The organism is Bacillus sp. S2(2024), assembly GCF_050474045.1.
Lineage (GTDB): Bacteria > Bacillota > Bacilli > Bacillales > Bacillaceae_G > Bacillus_A > Bacillus_A yunxiaonensis.
Genome location: NZ_JBFLUS010000003.1, coordinates 435,154 through 459,135, shown reverse-complemented (window position 1 = coordinate 459,135; position 23,982 = coordinate 435,154). Strand labels below are relative to the sequence as shown.

General features: G+C 36.6%; 20 protein-coding genes and 1 other annotated feature. Of the genes, 9 read left to right on the top strand and 11 right to left on the bottom strand.

Annotation, left to right across the window (positions count from 1 at the left end):
• Positions 1-73 precede the first annotated feature (73 nt).
• Positions 74-226: a hypothetical protein gene (locus AB1284_RS02475; protein ID WP_429751942.1), complete on the top strand. Its 153-nt coding sequence runs from the start codon at positions 74-76 to the stop codon at positions 224-226.
• A 181-nt stretch (positions 227-407) separates the two neighbouring features.
• Here AB1284_RS02475 and tyrS read toward each other — a convergent pair whose 3' ends face one another.
• Positions 408-1,670: a tyrosine--tRNA ligase gene (tyrS, locus tag AB1284_RS02470; RefSeq protein ID WP_429751943.1), complete on the bottom strand. Its 1,263-nt coding sequence runs from the start codon at positions 1,668-1,670 to the stop codon at positions 408-410.
• A 72-nt stretch (positions 1,671-1,742) separates the two neighbouring features.
• Positions 1,743-1,959: a binding site (T-box leader), on the bottom strand.
• 303 nt (positions 1,960-2,262) lie between these two features.
• On the bottom strand, positions 2,263-4,290 hold the full coding sequence (locus tag AB1284_RS02465) for a glycoside hydrolase family 13 protein (protein WP_429751944.1): 2,028 nt from the start codon (positions 4,288-4,290) through the stop codon (positions 2,263-2,265).
• A 409-nt stretch (positions 4,291-4,699) separates the two neighbouring features.
• Between AB1284_RS02465 and AB1284_RS02460 the strand changes: the two genes are divergently transcribed.
• The 3 genes from AB1284_RS02460 to AB1284_RS02450 all read left to right on the top strand — a co-directional run bounded on the left by AB1284_RS02460 (position 4,700) and on the right by AB1284_RS02450 (position 7,444).
• Positions 4,700-5,530 (top strand): AraC family transcriptional regulator, encoded by an 831-nt coding sequence (locus AB1284_RS02460; protein WP_429751945.1) that lies wholly within the window; start codon positions 4,700-4,702, stop codon positions 5,528-5,530.
• Positions 5,531-5,633: 103 nt separating this feature from the next.
• Positions 5,634-6,845 (top strand): multidrug efflux MFS transporter, encoded by a 1,212-nt coding sequence (locus tag AB1284_RS02455; RefSeq protein WP_429751946.1) that lies wholly within the window; start codon positions 5,634-5,636, stop codon positions 6,843-6,845.
• An 11-nt stretch (positions 6,846-6,856) separates the two neighbouring features.
• The gene (locus tag AB1284_RS02450) at positions 6,857-7,444 is read left to right on the top strand and encodes a hydrolase (protein WP_429751947.1); all 588 of its coding nucleotides are present in this window, start codon (positions 6,857-6,859) and stop codon (positions 7,442-7,444) included.
• 65 nt (positions 7,445-7,509) lie between these two features.
• Here the strand turns inward: AB1284_RS02450 and AB1284_RS02445 are convergent, their stop codons facing one another.
• The 3 genes from AB1284_RS02445 to AB1284_RS02435 form a co-directional block, all read right to left on the bottom strand.
• Positions 7,510-8,559, bottom strand: coding sequence for a M42 family metallopeptidase (locus tag AB1284_RS02445; protein WP_429751948.1), 1,050 nt, complete (start codon positions 8,557-8,559; stop codon positions 7,510-7,512).
• Between the two features lie 125 nt (positions 8,560-8,684).
• Positions 8,685-9,140 carry a GNAT family N-acetyltransferase gene (locus AB1284_RS02440; protein ID WP_429751949.1) on the bottom strand — a complete coding sequence of 152 codons (456 nt, stop codon included), beginning with the start codon at positions 9,138-9,140 and terminating at the stop codon, positions 8,685-8,687.
• Between the two features lie 147 nt (positions 9,141-9,287).
• Entirely contained in the window at positions 9,288-10,049 is a 762-nt protein-coding gene (locus AB1284_RS02435) for a CPBP family intramembrane glutamic endopeptidase (protein ID WP_429751950.1), read from the bottom strand.
• A 464-nt stretch (positions 10,050-10,513) separates the two neighbouring features.
• Here AB1284_RS02435 and AB1284_RS02430 point away from each other — a divergent pair, with 464 nt between their 5' ends.
• The 3 genes from AB1284_RS02430 to AB1284_RS02420 all read left to right on the top strand — a co-directional run bounded on the left by AB1284_RS02430 (position 10,514) and on the right by AB1284_RS02420 (position 12,619).
• Complete coding sequence (locus AB1284_RS02430) at positions 10,514-10,861, top strand: PadR family transcriptional regulator (RefSeq protein ID WP_429751951.1); 348 nt, start codon at positions 10,514-10,516, stop codon at positions 10,859-10,861.
• Positions 10,848-11,846 carry an HAAS signaling domain-containing protein gene (locus AB1284_RS02425; protein ID WP_429751953.1) on the top strand — a complete coding sequence of 333 codons (999 nt, stop codon included), beginning with the start codon at positions 10,848-10,850 and terminating at the stop codon, positions 11,844-11,846. The genes AB1284_RS02430 and AB1284_RS02425 overlap by 14 nt, the downstream gene beginning before the upstream one ends.
• 239 nt (positions 11,847-12,085) lie before the next feature.
• Positions 12,086-12,619, top strand: a complete 534-nt coding sequence (locus AB1284_RS02420) for a chloramphenicol phosphotransferase CPT family protein (RefSeq protein WP_429751954.1) — start codon at positions 12,086-12,088, stop codon at positions 12,617-12,619.
• A gap of 258 nt (positions 12,620-12,877) precedes the next feature.
• Here AB1284_RS02420 and AB1284_RS02415 read toward each other — a convergent pair whose 3' ends face one another.
• The 3 genes from AB1284_RS02415 to AB1284_RS02405 form a co-directional block, all read right to left on the bottom strand.
• Positions 12,878-13,204 carry a nucleoside triphosphate pyrophosphohydrolase gene (locus AB1284_RS02415; protein ID WP_429751955.1) on the bottom strand — a complete coding sequence of 109 codons (327 nt, stop codon included), beginning with the start codon at positions 13,202-13,204 and terminating at the stop codon, positions 12,878-12,880.
• A 24-nt stretch (positions 13,205-13,228) separates the two neighbouring features.
• Positions 13,229-13,567: a hypothetical protein gene (locus tag AB1284_RS02410; protein ID WP_429751956.1), complete on the bottom strand. Its 339-nt coding sequence runs from the start codon at positions 13,565-13,567 to the stop codon at positions 13,229-13,231.
• A gap of 87 nt (positions 13,568-13,654) precedes the next feature.
• Complete coding sequence (locus tag AB1284_RS02405; RefSeq protein ID WP_429751958.1) at positions 13,655-14,443, bottom strand: enoyl-CoA hydratase; 789 nt, start codon at positions 14,441-14,443, stop codon at positions 13,655-13,657.
• A gap of 364 nt (positions 14,444-14,807) precedes the next feature.
• Here AB1284_RS02405 and AB1284_RS02400 point away from each other — a divergent pair, with 364 nt between their 5' ends.
• Entirely contained in the window at positions 14,808-16,187 is a 1,380-nt protein-coding gene (locus tag AB1284_RS02400) for an O-antigen ligase family protein (RefSeq protein WP_429751959.1), read from the top strand.
• A 90-nt stretch (positions 16,188-16,277) separates the two neighbouring features.
• Here the strand turns inward: AB1284_RS02400 and AB1284_RS02395 are convergent, their stop codons facing one another.
• From AB1284_RS02395 to AB1284_RS02385, 3 genes are all read right to left on the bottom strand, one after another.
• The gene (locus AB1284_RS02395; protein ID WP_429751961.1) at positions 16,278-16,538 is read right to left on the bottom strand and encodes a hypothetical protein; all 261 of its coding nucleotides are present in this window, start codon (positions 16,536-16,538) and stop codon (positions 16,278-16,280) included.
• 672 nt (positions 16,539-17,210) lie between these two features.
• Positions 17,211-19,787 carry an S-layer homology domain-containing protein gene (locus tag AB1284_RS02390; protein ID WP_429751963.1) on the bottom strand — a complete coding sequence of 859 codons (2,577 nt, stop codon included), beginning with the start codon at positions 19,785-19,787 and terminating at the stop codon, positions 17,211-17,213.
• 544 nt (positions 19,788-20,331) lie between these two features.
• Positions 20,332-22,188 (bottom strand): S-layer homology domain-containing protein, encoded by a 1,857-nt coding sequence (locus AB1284_RS02385; RefSeq protein ID WP_429751964.1) that lies wholly within the window; start codon positions 22,186-22,188, stop codon positions 20,332-20,334.
• Between the two features lie 334 nt (positions 22,189-22,522).
• Here AB1284_RS02385 and AB1284_RS02380 point away from each other — a divergent pair, with 334 nt between their 5' ends.
• Complete coding sequence (locus tag AB1284_RS02380) at positions 22,523-23,959, top strand: ArnT family glycosyltransferase (RefSeq protein WP_429751966.1); 1,437 nt, start codon at positions 22,523-22,525, stop codon at positions 23,957-23,959.
• Positions 23,960-23,982 lie beyond the last annotated feature (23 nt).

Genomic DNA, 23,982 nt, shown 5'->3' with positions numbered 1-23,982 from the left:
TTTAAATTCAGCAAAATTAACACGAACCGCCTTGTTTGCATATATTATCGTACAATCATAAAGGTGGGATAATATGGAACGTGAACAGTATCGTCAAATGGATGAAAAAGAATTGCCGCTTGTCGAACCGAAGGCGTATGAATGCGTAAAGCAAATTGTTATTGTTGGCATTCCGACTTTTATTGGATTATCCATTTACGGAATCGTAATGACGTTTTTGCAATGAAGTGAAACTATCCAACAGTGCTCCCCACTGATGAAAAGTCTGCGAATAGCCGGATTAAAAATAACCTGCACTCACTTTCCCTTTGCTGGCAGGAAAAAGCCCTGACCGTTTCTAAACATGGCCAGGTGCTCTCTCCCACCTAAAGCGTTTTTTCAATTTGCATTTATATATTTACAGAATATTATTCTCCTAATTTCACCAAGCTGTAATTCTTTTTACCTTTACGAATAATAATAAATCTGCCATCGAATGAATTTTCTACCGTAACATCTGTATTTACATCTGTTACTTTATCTCCGTTCATCAAAATAGCTCCATTATTAATATCTTCTCTCGCCTGGCGTCTAGAAGGTTCAATTCCTAAATCCACTAACCATTCAACAATATTTTTTGTTTCCTTTACAGCATGGAAAGTCGGCATATCTTTAAAGCCTTGTTCAATTTCGTCCGCAGTTAACGCTTTAATATCCCCGCTAAATAATGCTTCCGTAATTTTTACTGCTTGTAAAAATGCATCTTCACCATGAACAAATTTCGTCATTTCTTCTGCTAATACTTTTTGCGCTTCACGTTTATGAGGCTCTGTTTGAACTTTAACTGCTATTTCATCAATTCTATCTTTTGTTAAGAATGTGAAGAATTTCAAGTATTTAATTACATCACGATCATCAGTATTCACCCAGAACTGGTAGAATTCAAATGGTGTTGTCTTTTCAGGATCTAACCAAATTGCTCCTCCAGCTGTTTTCCCAAACTTCGTACCGTCTGATTTTAATAGTAATGGAATTGTTAATCCAAAGACTTTTGCATCTGGTCCTTCCTTTTTACGAATTAAGTCTAAACCGCTTGTAATATTACCCCATTGGTCACTGCCGCCAATTTGCAGTTGTACATCTTCGTGTTTGTATAAGTGATGGAAGTCCATCGCTTGTAGAATTTGGTATGTGAATTCTGTAAATGAAATCCCTGTTTCTAAACGGCTTGCTACAATATCTTTTGCTAGCATATTATTTATACTGAAATTTTTACCGTAATCGCGTAAAAACTCAAGAATGCTTACTTCATGCGTCCAATCGTAGTTATTCACCATTTTCACTTCGCTATTTCCGCCAAAGTCAAATAGCTTTTGCATTTGCGCTGTTAACGCATCAACATTATGCTGCACTTGTTCTAATGTTTGCAGTTGTCTTTCTGTTTGACGTCCACTTGGATCACCGATTGTTCCTGTTGCTCCTCCAATTAAGATAACTGGATGATGCCCAGCTAATTGGAAACGTTTCATCATCATAAATGGAATTAAATGTCCAATATGCATACTGTCACCAGTTGGATCTACACCACAGTACAAGGAAATCTTTTTCTCTTCTACTAGTTTACGTAACCCTTCTGCATCTGTTTGTTGATTGATGGCATCGCGCCATTCCAATTCGTCAATGATGTTCATGTCTTCCCCGCTCCTTTAATTTGTAAGTTTTTCTTACCTGAATATAAAAAAAGTCCCCATGTCTACACTAGACATAGGGACGATTTTTAACCGTGTTACCACCCAGATTGCACAAATAGTATTTACTATTCGTACCACTCTCAGCAATAGTATCGATTGCTACTCCGCTTAGCATTACCTAAGATACTCCAGAGTGTAATTCACAAGTTTGTTTGTGCTAGGTTCCATCAACCCCTAGCTTTCTCGATAACAGTGACAAACTGCTACTGGGCTCTTTCGACGTATTTGATATTTTAAATTATAGCCAATTATAGAGAAGTAAAAATCCATTGTCAATTCTATACAGAAATGTTTTTAAATTGTTTGAATTCGATTCATTCTATTAATGCGATAAGGTGAAACTCCCATCAGTGAGCGAATTTTTTCACTGATGGCTAGTTGAACCAATCGAGCTTTTACGGGCAGTTATCCCCCACCTATCTTCTTTGCTTCTCTCTTAATCTTGAGGTGGGGGTCTTACTGCTCAAAAATAGCGGGATAAAAGCGCTCTAATTTCAGAGCGCTTCATGTAAAAATATATGAGTTATACTGTTTACTGCGCTAAAATTGCACCGTAATGTCCGTCAACTGTAAAGGTAACGTTTCCGTTCTGTACGGTATACGTTTTACCCGTCAGTTTGTCTGTGACAACACTTCCATTTTGCATGCTTAGCTGCCACACAGGAACAGTTACATTATGACCGACAGAATCATTGTTGAGCACAACTGCAATTCTATTTGTTTTATCAAAACGGCCATAGGAATATATTTTATTTGTATCATCTGTTTGCAGCGTCATAAACGACCCCGTTCTTAATGCCGGATATTGGTTACGAATGCTGATGAGCTTTTGTGTTAAAGATACAGCGCCATTAGAAGTAGTCGCTTGGGACCAATCAAATGTCCGCCGGTTATCAGGATCTGCACCACCCATTATGCCATATTCATCTCCATAATAAATGGTTGGCGTACCAATATACGTCATTTGGAAAATGAGTGCTAAATATGTCTTCCAAATATCGCCGCCAGCACGTTCGCCAAAACGAGTGATATCGTGATTAGATAGATGATTGCTCATCGCTTGCTGAACGTTAGTCGGATAATTCGCACGTGTTCCTCTTAGCCAGCTGTCGAATTGAGAAGTTGGTATGGAAGCTGCATTGTTACTGTAATCTTTTCCTGTTATCCATTCAGAAACCGGTTGCGTAAATCCATCAAAATTCGTAGCACTGTCCCATTGGTTTCCTTGACCTGTCCAAGGGTTTGCATTTCCCCAATATTCGCCAAATATCGCTGCATTCGCGTTTACAGACTTCACTGCACTTCTGAATTCAGTCCAAATTTGGTGATTCACAGCGTCACTGCCATTACCTCCGCCAGCATCTGTATATTGCGCTGCATCTAATCGCCAACCATCAATGCTATAAGGGGCTTTTAAATACGTTTTCGCTATGGAGTCGCTATTATTATACATTTGGTTTCTTACTGCTGAACCACTAGCTCCATAATCTAGCTTAGGCAAACTGTTAAACCCTAAAAAGCTAGCATATGTATTCGGCCAAGACTGGAATGTATAGTAATTAGACCATTGGCTGGATTGAGATTCATAAGCCCCTAAAGAGGAGAAATTATTATACTTATCAAACCATACATGGCTATCTCCTGTGTGGTTAAATACGCCGTCTAATACTAAATATCCCTTTGGTCCATTTGCTGTGCTATGAACGTCCGATGATAGCGTTCGCAAAGTTGTGTTTGTTCCAAATGCAGGATCCACAGTCATATAATCCTGTGTATCATACTTATGGTTAGAAGGAGATTTAAAAATCGGATTTAAATAAATAATGTTAGCTCCCAGCGTTTGTTTAATATAACCGAGCTTTTGGTCTACTCCTGCTAAATCACCGCCGAAGAACACAAGGTTGTTCGTATAGCCAGAATCGGCATAGACACTGCTTCCCCAAGCTTTTTTCTCAGTTGGTGTGCTATCGTAAGTGTACGCATTCGTTTGCACATCATTCGAAGAATCACCATTATAAAAGCGGTCAGGGAAAATCTGATACATGACACCATCCTTCATCCAATCCGGTGTTTTAAAATTTGGGATAATATAAAAATCACCTGATGATGGTTCAGATGCAGAAGGACCGGTGGCATTATACCAAACAGAAGAAGATCCATCAGTAATTTGGAAACGATAATACTTTTGCGAAGAACTAGCCGGAATTGTCCCTTGCCAATAATCGAATGTTCCCGTAGCATCGTTGGACATCCATGACATAGGAATCACATGGAACATTCCATCAGCAGTATCATAGTACTTTATATTCACACCGGTAGTATCACCTTTAAATGTACGGAATTTCAGCGTCACACTTTGAACAGATGTCGGTTCCGGCACGCTATCATAGACAGGACCTTGGTCGTGAAATAATCCATTCCACTCCACATTATTATCGTTCGTTGCAGCATAGGCCGATGATTCGGATGGCGTGTACAGCAAAGATGTCCCTAAAACAAGTGTAGATAGTGCAATCGTTTGCATTAATGTGCGTTTTTTGCCCTTCTTTACTCTTTTCATCGCAAACCTCCTATAAGAAATGTAAGTGCTTTCAAATCTATTATATAAGTAATCTATCAAAAGTAAATAAATTAATTTTCTGAAATTAAAACTTCTATCAGTTATCCCCCACTGCCAATTTAGAAAAGCTAAATAATAGTAAACACCTTTCTTTATACCTTTTGGGACTCGTGATAAACTTTGATACGATTGCGGTATAGTTTTTATTTTGCGATAATCTTTAACGCGGTTATGGTAAGAATACATTGAACAGAACACCACGAGCCTATAAAATGAAACTTCCATCAGTGGGCGTTTTCTTCACCCCTCACCTATCTTCTTCGATTTTCTCAAAACTTTGAGATGTCCCGTTCATGCGGGATAAAGAGGTATAATTCCGTTACAAATCACATTCAACAATGGAGGAAACATGAATATAAATAAACTGTTTTTTCACATTCATTACTGCAATTACAGAAACTCTAATGAACCAAGAAGAGTTTCAAGGAAGATCACCCGAACACTTCAACATCATGCACTCGTTTTTTTTACTAGAGGAAAAGGCAGTATTATTATTGAGAAGAAAAGATATGAAATTAAAGAAGGTATGCTGTTCTATCTTTGTCCTGATGTACTACATTCTTTAGAACTAGATACTGAAGAACCAATATGTTGTGTAACAGTACACTTTAGTTACGCAAGTGTGAGCTTTAATGAAAATAAATGGGATATTACTAATGAAGTTGAGCTGCTCCCTCTGCACTTTGCACAAGAGTTAAAGGATTATTATCAGATTGATACTATATTTAAGAAATTAGTTAGCAGTTGGGATGCGAAGTTACCTGGATATGAGTTTATGACGAAAACTTTGCTTCAACAATTGTTAATTTCCATTTATCAAAATATAAAAAAGCAAAATCGAAATTACTCAGCTTCTTTAAAAATGGAAAAAATCATTGCATACATGCATCAAAACATAAATAGTAAAATAACGTTGGCTGAATTATCAGAGATGGTGCAGTTGTCACCTACTTATCTATCAAGGACTTTCAAAGAAACGACAGGATATTCTGTAATTGATTTTTTTAACAAGATAAAAATTGATAAAGCGAAAGAACTTATTATTGAAAGTAACAAAAAAGTAAAAGAAGTAGCACAAGCACTTGGATTTGCTGATGAATTTTATTTTAGCAGGGTATTCAAAAAGATTGAGGGAATAAGTCCTTCAGAATTCTATAGCAAAAATGTCCATGGATTATAATATAATACATGTTATAAAGCCAATCTGTAAGCTAAAATGATGATGTTATTGTTCATTGTTCTTGTACAATAACGGAATTATAAGCAGAAGAGAGGCTTATTTTTTGCAGATTTGGAAAAGAAACTTATTCATTTGCTGGTTTGGGATGTTTGTAACAAGCGTAGGAATGAGCCAAATTGCGCCAGTATTGCCACTCTATATAAGGCATCTTGGTGTTCACAGTTCAGCTTTAATTGCTCAATTTTCAGGAATTGCTTTTGGTGTTACCTATATAATTTCAGCTGTGTTCTCACCTATTTGGGGTCAGGCCGCTGACAAATACGGTCGAAAGCCAATGCTTTTGCGGGCAAGCCTTGGTATGGCAATCGTTATATTTAGTATGGGATTTGCACAAAATGTATATGAACTAATCGGATTAAGAATATTGCAGGGCGTTATCACAGGTTATAGTACAGCTTGTACCACATTAATTGCAACTCAGACGGATAATGAACACGCTGGATGGGCTTTAGGTACACTTTCAACAGCAAATATTGCAGGTTCCTTGCTTGGACCAATGATTGGCGGTTTCATAGAAGGTAACTTTGGTATGCAAAATGTATTTTTTATAACAGGTGCACTGCTGCTGATTTCATTTATTACAACCGCTTTATTTGTAAAGGAATCTTTTACCCGTCAAAATAAAAAGACGCTCAGTAACAAGGAGATATGGAATATTGTTCCTGAGAAAGATTTGACGATTACAATGCTTGTAATCATTTTTGTATTAACTGTGGCATTATATTCTATTGAACCAATCATAACAGTGTATGTGAGCCAGTTATCTCCAAATACAAGTCATGTTGCTCTGTTAGCTGGAACAGCATTCTCAGTTTCAGGACTGGCAAAGATAATTGCAGCTCCAAGACTTGGGAAAATTTCAGATAAAATAGGGACGCACAAGGTTATATTCGTTGCACTTGTAGTAGCGGGACTCACTTTTATACCACAAGCCTTTGTAAAAAATCCTTGGCAGTTCATAGGCCTTCGCTTTTTATTAGGAGTAGCAGCAGCAGGATTAACTCCTTCTGTTAATACTTTGATTAAGAGAATTACACCAGCTTCTCTTACAGGTAGAGTTTTTGGTTTTACTATGTCGGCAGGATATTTAGGCGTATTTGGAGGTTCAATTTTAGGCGGACAAGTGGCAGCCTATTGGGGTATCAGATATGTATTTTTGATTATGGGTGCATTGTTACTGATAAATGCCCTGTGGGTTTATTTAAAAGTATATAAAAAACTTGGTTTAAAAGAAGAAGCATACATGCATGAATAGGAGAGAAGAAAATGAAAGATATACAAACTGAATCAATAAAAGCAGAAAAAACAGCACTTGTAGTGATCGACTTGCAAAATGGAATTGTAAACGGACCACGTTATCCTTATACTGGTGCACAAGTTGTTGAGAATGCAAACAAATTAATTCAGGCATTCACAGACAAAGGAGCCTTTGTAGTTCTTGTAAAAGTTTCATCTATAGATGGAAAAGATATGTTAAAACCAAATATAGATTTACAAGTCCCTCCAATGCAATTTCCAGAAGGCTGGGATCATTTTGTTCCCGAACTAACAAATGTGCAAAATGCTCATTCCATTACAAAAAGACAATGGGGCGCATTCTATGGTACTGACCTTGATTTACAGTTAAGACGCCGCGGAATTGATACGATTGTACTATGCGGTATTTCCACTTCAATTGGTGTGGATACTACAGCACGAGAAGCATATCAACATGGCTATAACCAAATCTTTGTAGAAGATGCAATGACAGCTTCTACAACAGAAGAACATGATTATGTTTGTAAATCTATCTTCCCTAGAATCGGTCAAATTCGAACAACTGAAAAAGTGGTTGAGCTTCTTGTTAACAAATAAAATCAACAAAAAAAGTGAAAGATTTACTCTTTCACTTTTTACTTACTCTATATTTCTTTCGAATATTACTCCCCCACCATCTCCGACAATACATACGCATAAATAAGTGCTTCTGTATGCGCAATCGACGTTTCATGCGTACGCTCATAAGCATGTGACGCATCAATTCCAGGACCAATTAATCCGTGTTTCACATCTGCTCCGGCACGAATTGCGGCAGATGCATCAGAAGCGTAGAATGGATAGATATCTACTTTATATTCAATGTTATTTGCTTTCGCAAGTTCGACTAAATGTTTACGCATTGCGTAATGATACGGACCGCTTCCGTCTTTCGCACAGATCGATACTGTGTATTCATCTGATGCTTGTCCATCACCAAGTGCTCCCATGTCAACCGCAAGGTATTCTACTGTTTCTTCTGGGATGTTGGAGTTACCACCATAACCAATTTCTTCATTGTTAGAGATTAAGAAATGCGTTGTATATGGCAGTGTAATCTTTTCGTCTTGTAATCTTTTAATCAATTGAAGTAAAATAGCAACACTTGCTTTATCATCTAGGTGACGAGATTTAATGTAGCCGCTGTCTGTCATTTGAACACGAGGATCGAATGACACAAAGTCGCCTACTTCAATGCCTAGTTCACGTACTTCTTCTGGTGAAGATACACGCTCGTCAATGCGCACTTCAATGTTTTGTTCGTCACGTTTTGCTTCTCCAGCATTTTTGTATACATGTACAGACGTTTGATGGATTAAAATCGTACCTGTATATTTTTTACCGCTTGCTGTTTCAATTTCGCAATATTCCCCTTCTACCGCATTCCAGCGAAAACCGCCAATCATTGATAGTCGCAGACGTCCATCAGCTTTTATTTCTTTTACCATGGCGCCTAACGTATCAACATGAGCCGTAAGCAAACGGTGCTTCGTATCATCTTTCCCTTTTAACGTCATAATAAGACCGCCCTTATTGTTGCGCTTCATCTCTACATTCCATTCTTTTACATAGTCCTCAATAAAACGAATAATTGTGTTTGTATTTCCAGATGGACTTGGGATTGAAACGAGTTGTTTAATAAGCTCCATCGTATCTTTTGCGTTATGTACCATATGTTTTTCCCCTCTCTTTTATCTTGCCAATATTCAGTATAATAGAAAAGCCATGAAATAGAAATAAAGCGAACCTTTCATTGAAGGCACCCTTTAATTGAACAAGAGAATATCCTCATAAATCGTTATGGCTTAGTTGTCATAATAATTGAACGTGGATAGAATCCCAATTTCTGATAAAATGATACAGCTTCATTCCCGTACACTACTGTTAATTCAATTTCATATATTTGTTTTTCTTTAAACCATTCCATTGCACTATTCATTAATTTCAAACCTAATCCGTTTCTTCGATAATTTTCATCAACAAATAGAACCTCAATCTTCCCGCTTACTTTTTTACTATATGCTATACAAAATCCTAATATATTGTCTGTTTCCGGCTCAATCAATAATTCAATCCGGTATTCTCCATACTTTGAATTTTTTTTATATTCTTCAATACGTTCCTCAAATGTAATTCTTGGATAATCACCAGAAAAAAATTTTGATTTACTATTATGGTATTCATGCAATCTATCTAATGGGTTTCTTATTATCTCTATTTCATCGAGAGTTATCTGTTTATTAATAATTCCCACACTTCAATATCTCCAATAATGTATATGTATTTATTAAACTAAATTGCTTCATTAGTTCAATAAGAAACAGTCTTGTATCGTGTTCTTATTGATTAACTTAATGGCTATTAAAAAAATGTATGAATAGGTTTCCTTGTATTATCTCCCTTACCTGATTAATAAGATGCTTTTTCTTTTTATTACCAATTCATACACTATAAAAACGAAAATTCCAAAAATAAGAGTTACAAAGGCTGGTAAAATCTTATCATTTGATACGTATACGCTCCAAAAAGAATTAAGAAGCGCATGAAAAATTAGACACATAAAAATACTTTTCGTTGCGTTATAAATTATAGTTAGTAAGAAGGATACGGCAATTATCGTAATTGTAAAGGATATAAAATTCTTTTGAGATTGGTTCGTGCCTGGAATGAACCATAACGGCAGGTGCCAAATAGCCCATATTATGCTCACAATCACCGTACTAAAAAATGCCGAAAACCTTTTCTGAAGGGCAGGTTGTAAGAATCCTCTCCATCCGATTTCTTCAAGTCCGCCACCAATAATCATTATTGGAAAATTAAGTAATGCGACGTATAATGGTTTTTGCATCGTTGCCCCACCAAATATTGTTGGAAGATAACAGCTCATAAAAGCTAGAACAACGATCAGAATATACCATACAAAATGATGTTTAGGATTAACAATGTTTTTGATGAAAACTCTAAACTCCTCTTTTGATCCATATTTTTTCTTTAGACTAATTTCAATAATCGCTGGCATGATACCCCCGAAAACAAACAATATCATTGCTACTGGAGTACCGAATGTAGTAATGTTCAATTTTATCAAGCTAATTAATAGTCCCCAGAGTACCCATGTAAATATGAAAGTACATATTAAATATCGTTTAATATCATTATTCATCTACTTGCCCCCTTTGTTTTAATTACAGCATAAATTTGGAAGGAAGAAAACCATTTATGTAAGATTATTCCATAATACCAAAGAAGCATCCATACTCAATACGTACATTTCTGAGGAATAAAGAATGATTTGATGCTTACTTAATCTCTACATTCAAATTTATCTCCTTCTTGAACTAAACTGATCGTTAATACAAGAAGAAAAACGGTGCTACTTTATTACAAATGGTCAAAATTTATTTTACATCCACCTCTGTAGTTTCTGATGATGCGTCGATATAATTATTAAAATCTCTCCCTGTATACACCGCATAAACAGTCCCCACATTTGTGTCACCAGACATGTATGAAAACAAGATGGAATCAAATTTTATGTCAAATAATGTTGTAACAATAATACTGTATGATGCATAGCATGAATTATACACTGTATGACATATAGTATATAAAAAGTGAGGTGGGTGAATGAGTACGTTATTGAATTCATTAACGACAGAGCTTAGGAGGGGAACGTTGACATTGGCCGTTTTAAGTCAATTACGAACACCCCAGTATGGATATTCACTTGTTCAGTTATTGGAGGAATCCGGCATTACCATTGAACAAAGTACCTTATATCCATTGCTTCGCCGATTAGAAAAACAGGAGTTAGTGACGAGTAGTTGGGATACATCTGAGAGTAGACCCCGTAAGTTTTATGTTTTAAGTGAATATGGGTTAGATATCTTTGTGCAGTTAAAAAGGGAATGGCTTAAGAATTCAAAAGAGCTCTATAGCTTATTAAAAAGGGAGGAAGACGATGAATCTGATTGATATTTATATACAAGAAGTTACTCGGAGGCTGCCTGAAAAAAATCGCGAGGATATTGCTCTGGAGTTACGGTCAACCATAGAGGATATGCTGCCTGATGATTACAGTGAAGAAGATGTAAAGGCGGTTCTTGAAAAATTGGGGAATCCGGTCACAATGGCTAATGGTTATCGAGATTGGCCAATGCACTTAATTGGTCCACGCTATTTTGATGTATATGTGACACTACTAAAAATGATTTTACCGATTGCAGCTGTCATTTCGTTAATCTCGGTGATTGCCGAACATTTTATTGGATATAATGGAAAACAAGCGGTTATAAGTATTGTTTTTAGTCTTATAGGCAAAGGAATAGGAAGCATCATTGAAGTAGGGATTCACGTATTCTTTTGGCTAACACTTGTGTTTGCTATTTTAGAAAGAGCAGATAAAGGAAGAGATGAGGAGCCATTAACAGCAAGATTTAAAAAATGGACACCTGATGATTTGAAAAATCCCCCTACTATTCCTAAGAAAAAAACGATTACGAAGGGCGAAGTATTTGGAAGTTTAATGTGGACTGCGATTTGGTCAACTCTTTATTTTTATGCGAATCATCTTGTAGGTGTATATGAACGCGGTAAAGACGGACTTGAATTCGTGACCCCAACTTTTAATCAGGACGTTTTACTTGGATATTGGCCAATCGTTCTTGTTGTAATTGGTTTCGAAATAGCATTAGCTCTCTATAAATTAATACAGGGACAATGGACAAAAGGAATTGCAATTTGTAATACTGCACTCCAGTTTATCACCACCATTGTATTCACTGTTATAGTAATAAATCCGAATGTGATAACCCAAGATTTTATTACGTATATGGCTAATGTATTTAACATAACAGCTAATCAATTTGAAACATGGGTAGTTGGTTTTGGAATTTTCATCTTTATTTTGTCTGCAGTAAGCCATATATTTGATGGCTTCCGTAAGACTAGAATTCGTTAATATATTAAACTACCATTACGTACTTTAAGATCGGAATAATCATGCTGCAATCCTTGAACCGTTTTTATAGTTAATTAAGGAATTGTTGAGTGATAATAGAGTTGCTCCGTTAAAGGGCCATATTCTGGAATAACTCTTGTGAAAGTGATGGTATTCTGACTTAATTGTTAGTAAGTTTAAAGGACAGCATAGCGACATAAGAAGCCCTTAAGCTTATGTTCCAAAGAGAGGTGAAAGATATGGTAGACGTAATTATTCTGAATGGTGGATCAAGTTCCGGGAAAACCACTATCGCAAAATGTCTTCAAAATTCCTCGCCAACGTCATGGTTAAGGTTCAGTATCGACGATTTAATCGACGCCATGCCCGATGCAATGATGGAAGCAGACAGTGGAATTACATTCGGTGACGATGGGTCTGTCAGTCCAGGTACGGAATTTCGTACATTAGAATCTGCATGGATGCATGGTATTGGCGAGATGGTCCGTAAAGGAGCCCAAGTGATTATCGACGATGTCTTCATTAGCGGAGCAGATTCTTGTAATCGTTGGAAAGCTGCCTTAGAAGGATTGCAGGTGCTGTGGGTTGGTGTTTTCTGTGACCCTATTGTGGCATCCGCTCGTGAGAGGGAACGAGGAGACCGTGTTGCAGGAATGGCAGTTTCACAAGCGACTTCGGTTCACGTTGGCATACATTATGACATCAAAGTCGACACAACAAAGACATCGCCAGAAGAATGTGCCCGAACTATCTGGCAAAAAATCACCCCATGAGAACTTACGAGGTGTTTTAAGCAAACCAGAGCATTTTTGTAATATCTCTCAATCACAGATGTACAGAACGATCTTTCGCAATCGGGCGCTTTAATTGAAGAAAAGGAGTTTGATAATTTATAAAGTATCAAACCTTATTTAAAAGCTACATCCATCAGTGTTTTTTATCCCCCACCTATCTTCCTCATAATCTTGAGATTGTGGTCTTACTGCCGACGAATAGCGAGATAAAAGGCATCGCATGTACTGCGATGCCTTCTACTCTTCACTCACTTCTACTAAATATACACCTTTTTCAAATCCGCCGCGCTCTGCTTCTTTCTCTTTGCGAATGCGCTCAACATCCTCTAACGTTACACCTTCTGCTTGTGCCATTGCTTTAATAACTTCTAATGCATCCGCTAAAGAATCTAATGCATGATCACGGTCCTGCACGGACGCAAATTCACGCATTTCTTCTATTCCAATCTTTGATAATTCTTGTATGTATTCTTGTTTGCTTAACTTTTTCGCTGTATATGTTTTACCAGACATTAAAATCATTTCTGGTACGCGGTCGCGTACGATTTTATTATAAATTGACATGGTAACACCTCCATTTTCTTCTACTTAAAAACAACCTAACTCTGCATCGTATAGAAACCAATGCTTTTTTACACATGCGGTCGACATATCAATGCCAGATGAAACGTGGCGTATTTCTGGAAAACGATAATTTTCATATTCTTTCTCTGGTACACCGTATACAGAACGGAGATGATCTGGCACAACTCCATCATACTGATCTCGCATTTTCTCAATCTCACTATGCACGGCTGCTTTCGGATTTCCAGACATGAACATTGCTGTTCGAATCGCTGCAGTTGGTGTACAATGTAACAGCACATATACGAGTAACCATGCACCGATAATTGCTATGATCATTCGATTTTGTTTTATTAAACTCATCCCATTCTCCTTCTATCATTCATGAAAAAAGTGCTAACACCATTATACTAAAAAAATGTGTTAACACTTTCTCATTTTGGAAAACTTTTATTCCCCTTTAAACACGGGCGGACGCTTCTCTAAAAATGCTGTAATTCCCTCTTTATGATCCGCTGTTTTTCTCATTGCATATTGGCCGCGTTTTTCAAGCTGAAGTGTTTGTTCTAATGCGGATCGGTTCACTTCGGCTAAAATTTGCTTCGTTTGAATCATTGCACCAATTGGTTTTTGCAGCCATTCATTGATTTTTTGTTTTACAGCATCTTGGAAATTCTCACCGATTACTTCATCAATCATCCCGATTTCAAGTGCTTCGCTTGCTGACAGTTTCTTTCCTTCCCAAATAATTTCTTTCGCTCCATGCTCTCCTAGACGTTTTTGTAAGAAGAAATGTCCACCGCCATCTGGAATTAAAGCGATTCCAATAAAATTCATCGCAATAATGGATGAAATATCAGCCATTATGTAATCAGCTGTTAACGCAATGCTGAGTCCAAGTCCTGCCGTTGGGCCATGAATTGCACTAATCACAAGCTTCGGCATTGTATAAAGCGTCACAACAATTTCCGAAATGGTATTCATAATTCCTTCAAAAGCACTTTCGTCACCACTTGCTAACATCGACTTAATATCGCCGCCCGCAGAAAAACCGCGGCCGTTTCCGCATAGCACAACGACATGTACAGAGCTTTCAGCCACTTCTTTTAGCTTTTGTAATAACTCTTTTAACGTCTGCTCATCTAACGCATTTAACACTTCTGGACGATTTAACATAATCGTCGCAACTCTTCCTTCATATTGCACAATTACTGATTCCGCTTTGCTTGAAACTGTCATACATCCTCTCTCCTTCTCTAATCTGTTATACTTATATAATTACAGAAAGAGATTTCAAAAACCTTCTTTTTTCTCAATTTTCCGTCAAATTAAACCTACATTCGCAGACAATAAGCACCCGAACTTCATTTTTTCTCAAATAGCGATACTATATATAATAGAAGAAACAGATCTTATGACAAGAAACAAGCTATTTGGGAGATAAAATGTAACACATCCCTCCCAAAAGCTGATTCATTGTACCGCCAAATATACACTCTCCTCCGTTCGGTCATTTACCATTACTTGAAAATAGTGTATTCTTATTTTTGGTATGTAAAAACAAATAAATAAATTCATCTTTTCTACAATGAGGGAGGATAAAATGATTAAGCAGTTTACACAAAAGGAACATTACTTCGAGTATTTCCTTTTACTATTCATTGCATTGCAACCCGTCTTAGATTTACTAACATCCTTATCAATTAATATGCTGCACATGAGTGCAACATTTGGTGTTGTAGTACGTTTTGCTGTTATGGCTGTCGTACTGATTTATCTGTTCATCAATTGGAAGCAGCCTAATAATAAAAAGTACCTCGTATATATATGTTTATTAGGTGTTACACTTGGGGCAGGATTCCTAAATAATATGCTTGTTAAACATCCATTTGCGCTCGGAGAAGAAGTTAAGTTCGTTGCGAAATGTATGTATCCAACCGTTATGTTGTTCGGATATATTCTCGTCTTTCAAACGTTACGGGACAAGCAGCATGCATATCATAAAATGTTAAGATATTTCTTATATGCAGTATTGTTCATGAGTATCGTTATGGTCGTTTCCATCGCAACTGGAACAGACTATAAAAGCTACCCTTGGGGAAAACTTGGCTCTAAAGGATGGTTTTATGCAGCAAACGAACTAAGTGCAATCTTAGCTATTACATTGCCGGTCGTTGCGCTTTATTCGGTTCATAAAACAACTTCTTTTGCGAAAGCATACTACTGGATTCCAACAATGCTTGCAGTATACGCTAGTATGATGGTTGGAACAAAAGTTGGATACGGCGCAATTATCCTGACATTAGGAGTTGCACTAGTCTTCTCATTCATCGAGCACATGATGAATCGAAAAGAAGTAACGAAAGGCACAAAACCACTCGTAAATACAATTATATCCCTTGTCATGCTAGGAGGAGTCTTTGCCATAACACCGATGACTCCAATCGCTAAAAACATGGGCATTCACTTACAAATGTATGCATATAAAAAGGAAATAAGCGATGAAAAGGCAAGAAAAGAAGGCAAAACCGTTAAAGAAGAAAAACCCAAAAATGGCGAATTAACACAGGACGAAGTAAACAGCTTAATTTATAGTGACCGTGATAAATTCCTAAAAGTGCATAAAAAGTACTTTAAAGAAGCACCAATGTCTCAAAAACTTTTAGGAATGGGTTACGCAAGTAACTATAAAAAAACACCGAAAATGGTAGAAATGGACTTCTATGATCTATTCTTCTCGTTTGGAATCATCGGGTTCATCATGTATCTACTGCCGTTCGCTTACTTCGGTATCCGACTTGCTATTCGCGTTTTCACAAACTTCAAGTCTATCCTAACTACAAAATACATGCTGCTCGCTAGCGCATTAGTACTCGCACTCGGGATCGCATACACAGCTGGACACGTATTTACTGCACCTGCTGTAAGTATTTTCTTTGTTGTCGTATTGGCGTACTTGATTGTTGATTTAGAGGCGGAGTAACATAAAAAACCTGAGACAAAATGTTTGTCTCAGTTTTTTTTCTTTTAATCAAGTTTCTATGTAGGAATGAAAATTTCATAACATCATGTTTTATTCCAATTGATACAAACGATAAATCCGTTCCCCTAAATCTCGTACTGTATAATGACTTCTATACCATTGCAGCAGCCTCTTCCCAGACTCCACAATCGCCGCTGGAGCCATCCCTTGTGCATCTACAATTCCTCCCCCCCCATCACACACGAACAACGTCACATACGTAGAGCCTGCTAGTTTGTTTTTATAACGATATAGGTAAATAGAACGATAAACGCCTTCAATAATGTTGTCTAAACGATGCTCAATGTTCATATGTAACCTCCCACATTATGACTCGCAACATACAAATATCTCCTCTTTCATATTTATCATAGGAAAATATGTGTATACGAGCAATGAGATATTTTTCAAATATTCATAAGTGATATTTGAATTTTCTATAGGCGAAAATTCAAATTTGGCAGGCGGGAATTTAAAATTTGTGTGTTATTAATAAAGTTTTCATGTATGAAGAAATTAAAAAAATTACGTTGTCCCAAAATTTCTTCATTCATAGAACTACATATGAATTACTCTTTCGTTATACTTGCAGCATTTACGTCTCTTTCCATTTTTGCCGATGATTTTAAGGTGATTCATCAAAAAAACAATGTCTACTATTTTAATTCTATCCCTCTTCAGCTGCAGGAATGAGTGAGTCATCCAAGCCTTCATGATAGAACTCATAGGCTTCAGAACTTACCTTACCCTTTATTACTTCTACACTGAACATTCGTTTCATCTCCTCCTCAAATAGAAATAGCCTTAACTCCTCGAAAGGAATTAGGGCTAATGTTAGTTCTATACACGATTATAATATAAGCTTATTTTTCTATTTGATTTGGTTACTAGTAAAAAGAAAAGCGCTGTAGAGATTTCTCTCCACAGCGCTTTTCACTATATTTTGATTGGTTCTAAGCACCAAACCTAAATATTATTTTAAGATTACTTTACAGTAATTGTTGTACCTGCAACTAATACATTAGATGCGTTATCTGTTGCTGTTGTTGTTGTAGCAGTTGATAATTTCAATGATGATAATGCAACTTCACCATTATTACGAGTACCGTCTCCATCAGCATCAACAAAAATACCTTGAGCATCTGCTTGAATATTTTTAACAGTTAATACATACTTACCAGCATTTAGACCTGTACCTACAGCGATAGAATCTGTTCCAGCTACAAGAGCAGTAGCAGTTGTTGCACCGTTTTCAGTTACAGTGAAGTCTGTAACAGCAGGAGCAGCTGATAATGCTTCGCTAAATCCAATTGTAAGTGTACCATCACTATTTAATACCGCAGAATTTAATATAGGTTTTACATTATCTAGTACACCTAAAGTAGATGTTTTAGAATTTACTAATTCACCATTTTGAGACATTACATTAGCTACTGTAAATACTGCACTTGCATCAGTTTTATCAATACTTCCTGCAGGTAACGTAATTTTAGCTGTGTCTTGTGCACCATTTAATACAATTTTTGTACCTTCTGGTAGTGGTTTTCCACCAAGAGTATAGTTTGCAACATCAGTAGCAGAGTTAGCAACTGCGCCACCTTTTACTGCACGACCGAATGCTACTGTGATTACGTTATTAGCTGATGTTGGATTTGATGGTAAATCAAATGATGTTGTACCTGCACCAAAATCAATTGTATAGTTGAACGCATCTGATTGGTTACCTACTTCTGATTGGTCAGTTACTAATTGACTACCAAATGAGAATGCATATTTACCTGTAAGTTTAGCTGGCGTCGCAGCATGGAATACAACTTTAGTATCACCAGCTGTAACAGCTTTAGCAGTTAAACCACCTAGTAAAGTAGTTGTAACGTCTACACCGTTCATATTAACGATTGAAGGTGCAGATGTAGCAGGATTTGCTTTTAAACCTTCACTGAAGTTAACTTCAATATCAGTTACAAGTCCATTAGAATCTTTTACAACTTTATAACCTGTTGCTACTGGTTTAACAGTATCTTTGCTTAATGTTACAGTTTGTGTTCCAGCTACTAATGAATTACCTAGCTTGTCTTGAATAGTAGATGGTAATACAACTGTTAGAGTTCTAGATGATTTATTAGCATATAAAGTGTCAGTAATTGGAATTAAGAATTGAGTATCGTTTGAGCCAGCTACAGCAGTTGCTACTGCTGTATGATTTACTGCAGCAAGAGACTCATCAGCAACACCCACATTTAAACCAAACGCTGCATCCACACTGATAACATCCATTGGTTTTGAGAATGTAACAAGGATTTGCTTATCACCATACGCAGATAATTTTGCAGTCGGTGCAGCAGCATCAACAGTTACATTAAATGTTTTAGAAGTTGAAACTGTAACATTTGGAGTAGTCGCTTTATCTGTTAAGTTAATTAATTCTAATGTATGTGACTTACTCGCATCTAAATTTAAACCAGTAATAGTACCTGTGTTTGAACCACCGAATACTACTGTGTAGTATGAACCATCAACTTTTGCTAAAGCGCTTTGAATTGGTTCAGTAGTTGTTACTGTTAAAGTTGTAGCAGCAGAATCTTTAGTAACTGAAGTTACAGAAGCAATTTCAGGCTTAACAGTATCTTTATATGTTAACACAGAAGTATATTTTGCAGTAGTTTGATCTGCATCAGAAGCAAGTTTTACAGGGCTTACAACAACAACGCCATCAGTTACTTCCACATCGCTAGCTGAAGCAAAAGTTAGTGTAGCAGTTTTACCATCGTCACTTAGAGAAACAGATGCTGGATTAGTACCATTGATGCTGTATTGAGTAGCTACTTTAGCATCAGTAGAATCAACCGCTTTATTGAATTTAACTTCAACTTGAGTAGCGTTAGTCGCCTTTACAGACTCAACTTTAGCTTCTGCTGTCTCTGCAGGCTTGTAGTTCATTGCATTGTAAATGAATTGAGCAGCTTCTTCACGAGTTACAGTACCGTTTGGATCGAATTTGCTATCGCCTTTACCAGATACGATTCCTAAGCTAGCAAGAGTTTCGATAGAAGACTTCGCAGTCGCCCAACCTAAACCGTCGATGTCATTGAAAGTCTTTTTGTTATTTTCATCAGCTTTGAAGCCGTATGCATTCACAAGGATTTGTGCCATTTGTGCACGAGTTAATTTTTCGTCTGGACCGAATTTGCCGTCGCCTAAACCAGACATAACTTTATTTTTTTCAGCAGTTGCAATGAATTTTGCATACATGTTATCTGCAGCTACATCAGAGAATGATGGTGCATCTGTTGTAAGGCTAAGGTCTTTTGCTTTTACCATGAAAGTAGCAACTTGTGCACGAGTTACATCTTGACCGAAACCAAATGTACCGTCACCTTGACCTGCGATGATTTTTTTTGCAGCCATATCGTTGATCGCTTTTTCAGACCAGTGACCAGCAGGAACATCCTTGAATGTGTTTTCTGCAGCAGATGCAGCAACTGGAGCTACTACGCCAGCTACCATTGCAGCTGTCATTGTACCAGCAACTAATTTGTTGAAAGACTTGTTTTTTGCCATTTTATCTATTTCCTCCTTGAGAAATATAATACTAGCTTCAGAAATATGTATTTGGGAAACTAGTGAAATACCTAAATAAGTAGTAAAACTATAAGTATTTACTTGGTAAAAAATAATTAACATGTAAACAAATAACTAATTTGTTCACAAATAACTGATTTACCAATTTGTTGAACCATGTACATAATACGCCATTTTTTCCTTTTTTTAAAGAATTTTATATCGCAAAATTCGACAAAGAAAACGGTCTCCTATTGAGCATCCCTTTCCTGTTTTTCATTCAGGTCAGCAGCAATACGATCCCGCACTATAATAGTGCAATAGCAGTATAAACAAAGTTCGGTATATATGTAATAACTAATATACGAATACTATTATAACATAAACTATAAATATGCCAACTATTTTTTTATTTTAAAACAGTCTTATAACTCGACATCATTCGACAATACTAATTAGCATTTTCGACAAACAAATTATTTTTTTGTCGAATTTTTTCCAAAGAAACAGGTAGTTTCTCGATAGATCCTACCTGTTTCTTCAATTACTGATTCACATATTCCGCATTTTCTTTGGCTATATATCCTTCATTTACAGTTGGATCATCTGACACAACCTTCAACCAAGCTTGTCCATTGATCGTTTCTTCGCCTGTAACTGTTACAATTGTACCGTTACCTACGTGATACAATTTTTCGTTCGCATTGTTTGTCACGTCTGCACCGTTTGTAATACGAGCAAGCTTGTACTTGTTATAATCCTTTTTACCCAAGTACGTATCAAAACGGAACATGTGCCCCGCTACTTTTTCTCCCCAGTATGGGTCTGAAGCGTACTTCATATTTACACCGCCAGCTTTGTTGCCTGTGTAAGTAGCTGTATAGCGCCAATGTCCTGGATTTAAATAGCCTTCATTCATGTACACTTTCGCTGCATGTTCGATGCAGTCTTCTTTACTATTGAACGTTTCACCATTACCAAACGGGCTATCATCAGTCGCTCTTAGTCCAAATAAATTGTTCTTTTCTTTCGCAAGCTGACTTGTTCCATATAAACTTTCATGAACAGCTAGTGAGTATAAGAAGAGTGCATTCACATTATACTTACTTTCTACTTCTTTAAATTTCTTACCTAAGCCAATTAATGGTGAATCCGGATGGTCCTTTTTAATATAGTTATCTAGTTCTTCTGCTGTATAGGCTGTTTTTGTTCGCAGTGATACGTAGTTAAAATATTGATAAAACGTTTCGTTGCCAAATGTTTTCCCGTCTATGCTGTATACCTTTTGTTCTGGCTTCATGGATGATGGTGCTTTTCCGTATCTATATTCTGTATACTTTGGCTTACTCGCATAGTAGTCATAGTACTTATGATATAAATAACCATCTTCCGCACTTACATAATAGTAAGACTCTTTCATTTGGTTCGTAGGAATTAACGTGACTTCATCCTTTTTCACGTAATAACCGTTCAAATCAGAAAGTTGAACTTTCACGCGGTCTCCTTCAACGCCTAATACTTTAAATTCCGTACCATACTGCACGTACGTTACAACCTTTTGTAAATTTTCACCATATATATTGATTGTATTTCCGCTTGTTTTCTTCGCAACTGCATAGCCAGCTTGAACCCAAATAAATTGACCGTTATATTTCACTGCATTCACGCCTTGACTTTGTGCGCCTGCCACTGCTTCTTCATAAGATGAATAGCGCCCTATTTCTTGTTCGTTCCCATCTACTTTCACATTTGTAATAACATATGGCTTCGCTTCACTTGGAATTGTTGATCCATTATTTTCAATCGCTTGAATCATGCCGCTAAGGAAGGCTGCTGCTGTTCCTCGCGTTGCTGGAAGCTTCGGTCTAAATGTGCGATCTTCTGGATATCCTTTAATAATGCCAGCTGCTACAACAACTCGAACATGTTCTGGATATACAATTTGTGCTAAATCTGTAAACGTTAATGGTGATAACGGTATGTTAATTTTCTTATACGCTAAAGCGTTTCGCACCATAACTGCCATTTCTTCACGTGTAATATTATCATCAGGACCAAACGTATTGTTTCCGCGTCCTGAAATAATGTTCGCTGCGGCCGCTTTACTTACACCTTCATATAAACCATACGATGTTGGTACATCTGTAAAGTTTGAATCAGCTTTAGGAAGCTGTAATGCTTTCGCTATTAAAGTAGCAAATTCTGCTCTTGATACATTTTTATCTGGTAAATATATATTGTTTCCATATCCAGACATAATCCCTCGATCAATTAACCCTCGCATTTGTTTTTCAAACATATGTCCTGTTATATCATCAGTCGCTGCATAGCTTGCTGCAGGACTCAAAAGTAAAGACCCCGTTAACATAAACGCCGTGACACCCTTTGAAAGTCGTTTCACTGGTATCCCCCTAAAATTTATTTATAGTAGTTTACTAGTTTCAAACTGATTATAACCTACATATATTGTTAAAATAAACAAAAACTAGAATAATGTGTAGAATTTTGCCATACTTACTCTATTTATACTCAAAAAACAGCGCCGAAATCAATATATTTTTATAAAAAAATAAATTAATTAGAATTATATAACGATAACTTTACCCCTTTTGTACACGAAGTAAAACTCCGTGCTATAATTATAAGGTTGTACGTAGTAAAAAAATTTCGAACAATTAGCAATCATATATTTACTGCTTTACAACAGTTCACACATATTTGACGGAGGATGAACAGTGACTAAGTTATATAAATTTTCATCTCAATCACTACATATACTCGCATTATTATTTTTTATCATCACATTACTGTATTCACTCCAATCAGCAGTGAATACACCTGAATATTCTCCCTTTATGCTGCTCGGATTAATACCTGGCATAATTGGTGTTCTTATTATTTCGTGGTGGATGAATCGATATTTAACAAAGAAGCAAACTATCATATTTTTAAGTTTGCTAGCATTCGGATTGCGGCTCATTTGGGTGTTAATGATACATACGAACGTCGTACAAGATTTCGAAAAGATGTATCTTGGTGCAGTCGATGCCGCTCATGGAGATTTTCAGTTTGCAGATAAACCATATTTTACAACTTGGGTATATCAATTAGGATTTACGATGTATCAGGCTGGTGTGTTAAAGATCTTCGGAGAAGGTACATTTGCACTTAAATTTCTTAATATTATATATTGCACTGGGATTACCCTTTTTACATACCGCATTGCTGCACGTCTTTTTAACGAGTACTGCGGCAGAATCGCCGGCTTAATCTTTGCGGTTTATGTGCCAAACATTCTAATGTGCTCCGTATTAACGAATGAACATTTTTCAACTTTTCTTTTTTATGCAGGATTTTATCTTCTTATAAAAAAAGAAATCTCTCATGTGTATGCATGGATATTTGTTGGTATTTTACTTTCTCTTGGAGACATTATGAGACCGCTTGGCAGTGTCATTCTGCTTGCATTAGCAATTTTCTTATGTATCGTTTACATAATCGGGAATGAAAACGTAAAAAAAGCAATGGTCTTCAAAAAACTAATCGGAATCATTGGCGTTTTTTATATCGTTCATTATGTATGCAGCTATTCATTGATTGCAGCTGGAATTACACAATATCCATTATCAAACCGCGATCCATATTGGAAATTTGTATTAGGATTTAACCATACAACAACAGGACAATTTTCTTTTCCTGATTATAATCTTGTGAATCAATATGAAGTCGGTGAAGAACGTTTCGATATCGAAAAAAACCTTATAAAAGAACGAACTGCAGATAAAAAGCAATTACTCGTTTTATTTAAGGATAAATTTAAAGTGATGTGGGGAAGCTATGATGCCGCTCCGTACTGGAGTTTAGAAGGTTATGAAAAACCAAGGCTGCAAAAGCTGTTATGGATTGTAGAAAAATTAATGTACATTACCATTAGTATATTTGCAATTATATCCTTAGCCAGCCTAATAAAAGGGAATACGAAAAAAGATCACTTATTCTTTTTGCTGCTTATTCTCGGTTATGCAGCTGTTCACATCCTGATCGAAATACAAACGCGCTATCGTTCCTTTATTATTCCAAGCTTCGTTATCATACAAAGCTACGGTATGTATGTTGTTACACAATATGTAACAACGAAAATTCCATTCTTTAAAGCAAACAAAAGAGAGTAAACGTGAGGCTATCATAATAGCCT

Excerpts from the sequence above, each read along its gene's own strand:
- AB1284_RS02475 (WP_429751942.1), top strand. The coding sequence starts at position 74 with ATGGAACGTGAACAGTATCGTCAAATGGATGAAAAAGAATTGCCGCTT.
- tyrS (WP_429751943.1), bottom strand. The coding sequence starts at position 1,670 with ATGAACATCATTGACGAATTGGAATGGCGCGATGCCATCAATCAACAA.
- AB1284_RS02465 (WP_429751944.1), bottom strand. The coding sequence starts at position 4,290 with ATGAAAAGAGTAAAGAAGGGCAAAAAACGCACATTAATGCAAACGATT.
- AB1284_RS02460 (WP_429751945.1), top strand. The coding sequence starts at position 4,700 with ATGAATATAAATAAACTGTTTTTTCACATTCATTACTGCAATTACAGA.
- AB1284_RS02450 (WP_429751947.1), top strand. The coding sequence starts at position 6,857 with ATGAAAGATATACAAACTGAATCAATAAAAGCAGAAAAAACAGCACTT.
- AB1284_RS02445 (WP_429751948.1), bottom strand. The coding sequence starts at position 8,559 with ATGGTACATAACGCAAAAGATACGATGGAGCTTATTAAACAACTCGTT.
- AB1284_RS02435 (WP_429751950.1), bottom strand. The coding sequence starts at position 10,049 with ATGAATAATGATATTAAACGATATTTAATATGTACTTTCATATTTACA.
- AB1284_RS02430 (WP_429751951.1), top strand. The coding sequence starts at position 10,514 with ATGAGTACGTTATTGAATTCATTAACGACAGAGCTTAGGAGGGGAACG.
- AB1284_RS02425 (WP_429751953.1), top strand. The coding sequence starts at position 10,848 with ATGAATCTGATTGATATTTATATACAAGAAGTTACTCGGAGGCTGCCT.
- AB1284_RS02420 (WP_429751954.1), top strand. The coding sequence starts at position 12,086 with ATGGTAGACGTAATTATTCTGAATGGTGGATCAAGTTCCGGGAAAACC.
- AB1284_RS02415 (WP_429751955.1), bottom strand. The coding sequence starts at position 13,204 with ATGTCAATTTATAATAAAATCGTACGCGACCGCGTACCAGAAATGATT.
- AB1284_RS02410 (WP_429751956.1), bottom strand. The coding sequence starts at position 13,567 with ATGAGTTTAATAAAACAAAATCGAATGATCATAGCAATTATCGGTGCA.
- AB1284_RS02405 (WP_429751958.1), bottom strand. The coding sequence starts at position 14,443 with ATGACAGTTTCAAGCAAAGCGGAATCAGTAATTGTGCAATATGAAGGA.
- AB1284_RS02400 (WP_429751959.1), top strand. The coding sequence starts at position 14,808 with ATGATTAAGCAGTTTACACAAAAGGAACATTACTTCGAGTATTTCCTT.
- AB1284_RS02395 (WP_429751961.1), bottom strand. The coding sequence starts at position 16,538 with ATGAACATTGAGCATCGTTTAGACAACATTATTGAAGGCGTTTATCGT.
- AB1284_RS02390 (WP_429751963.1), bottom strand. The coding sequence starts at position 19,787 with ATGGCAAAAAACAAGTCTTTCAACAAATTAGTTGCTGGTACAATGACA.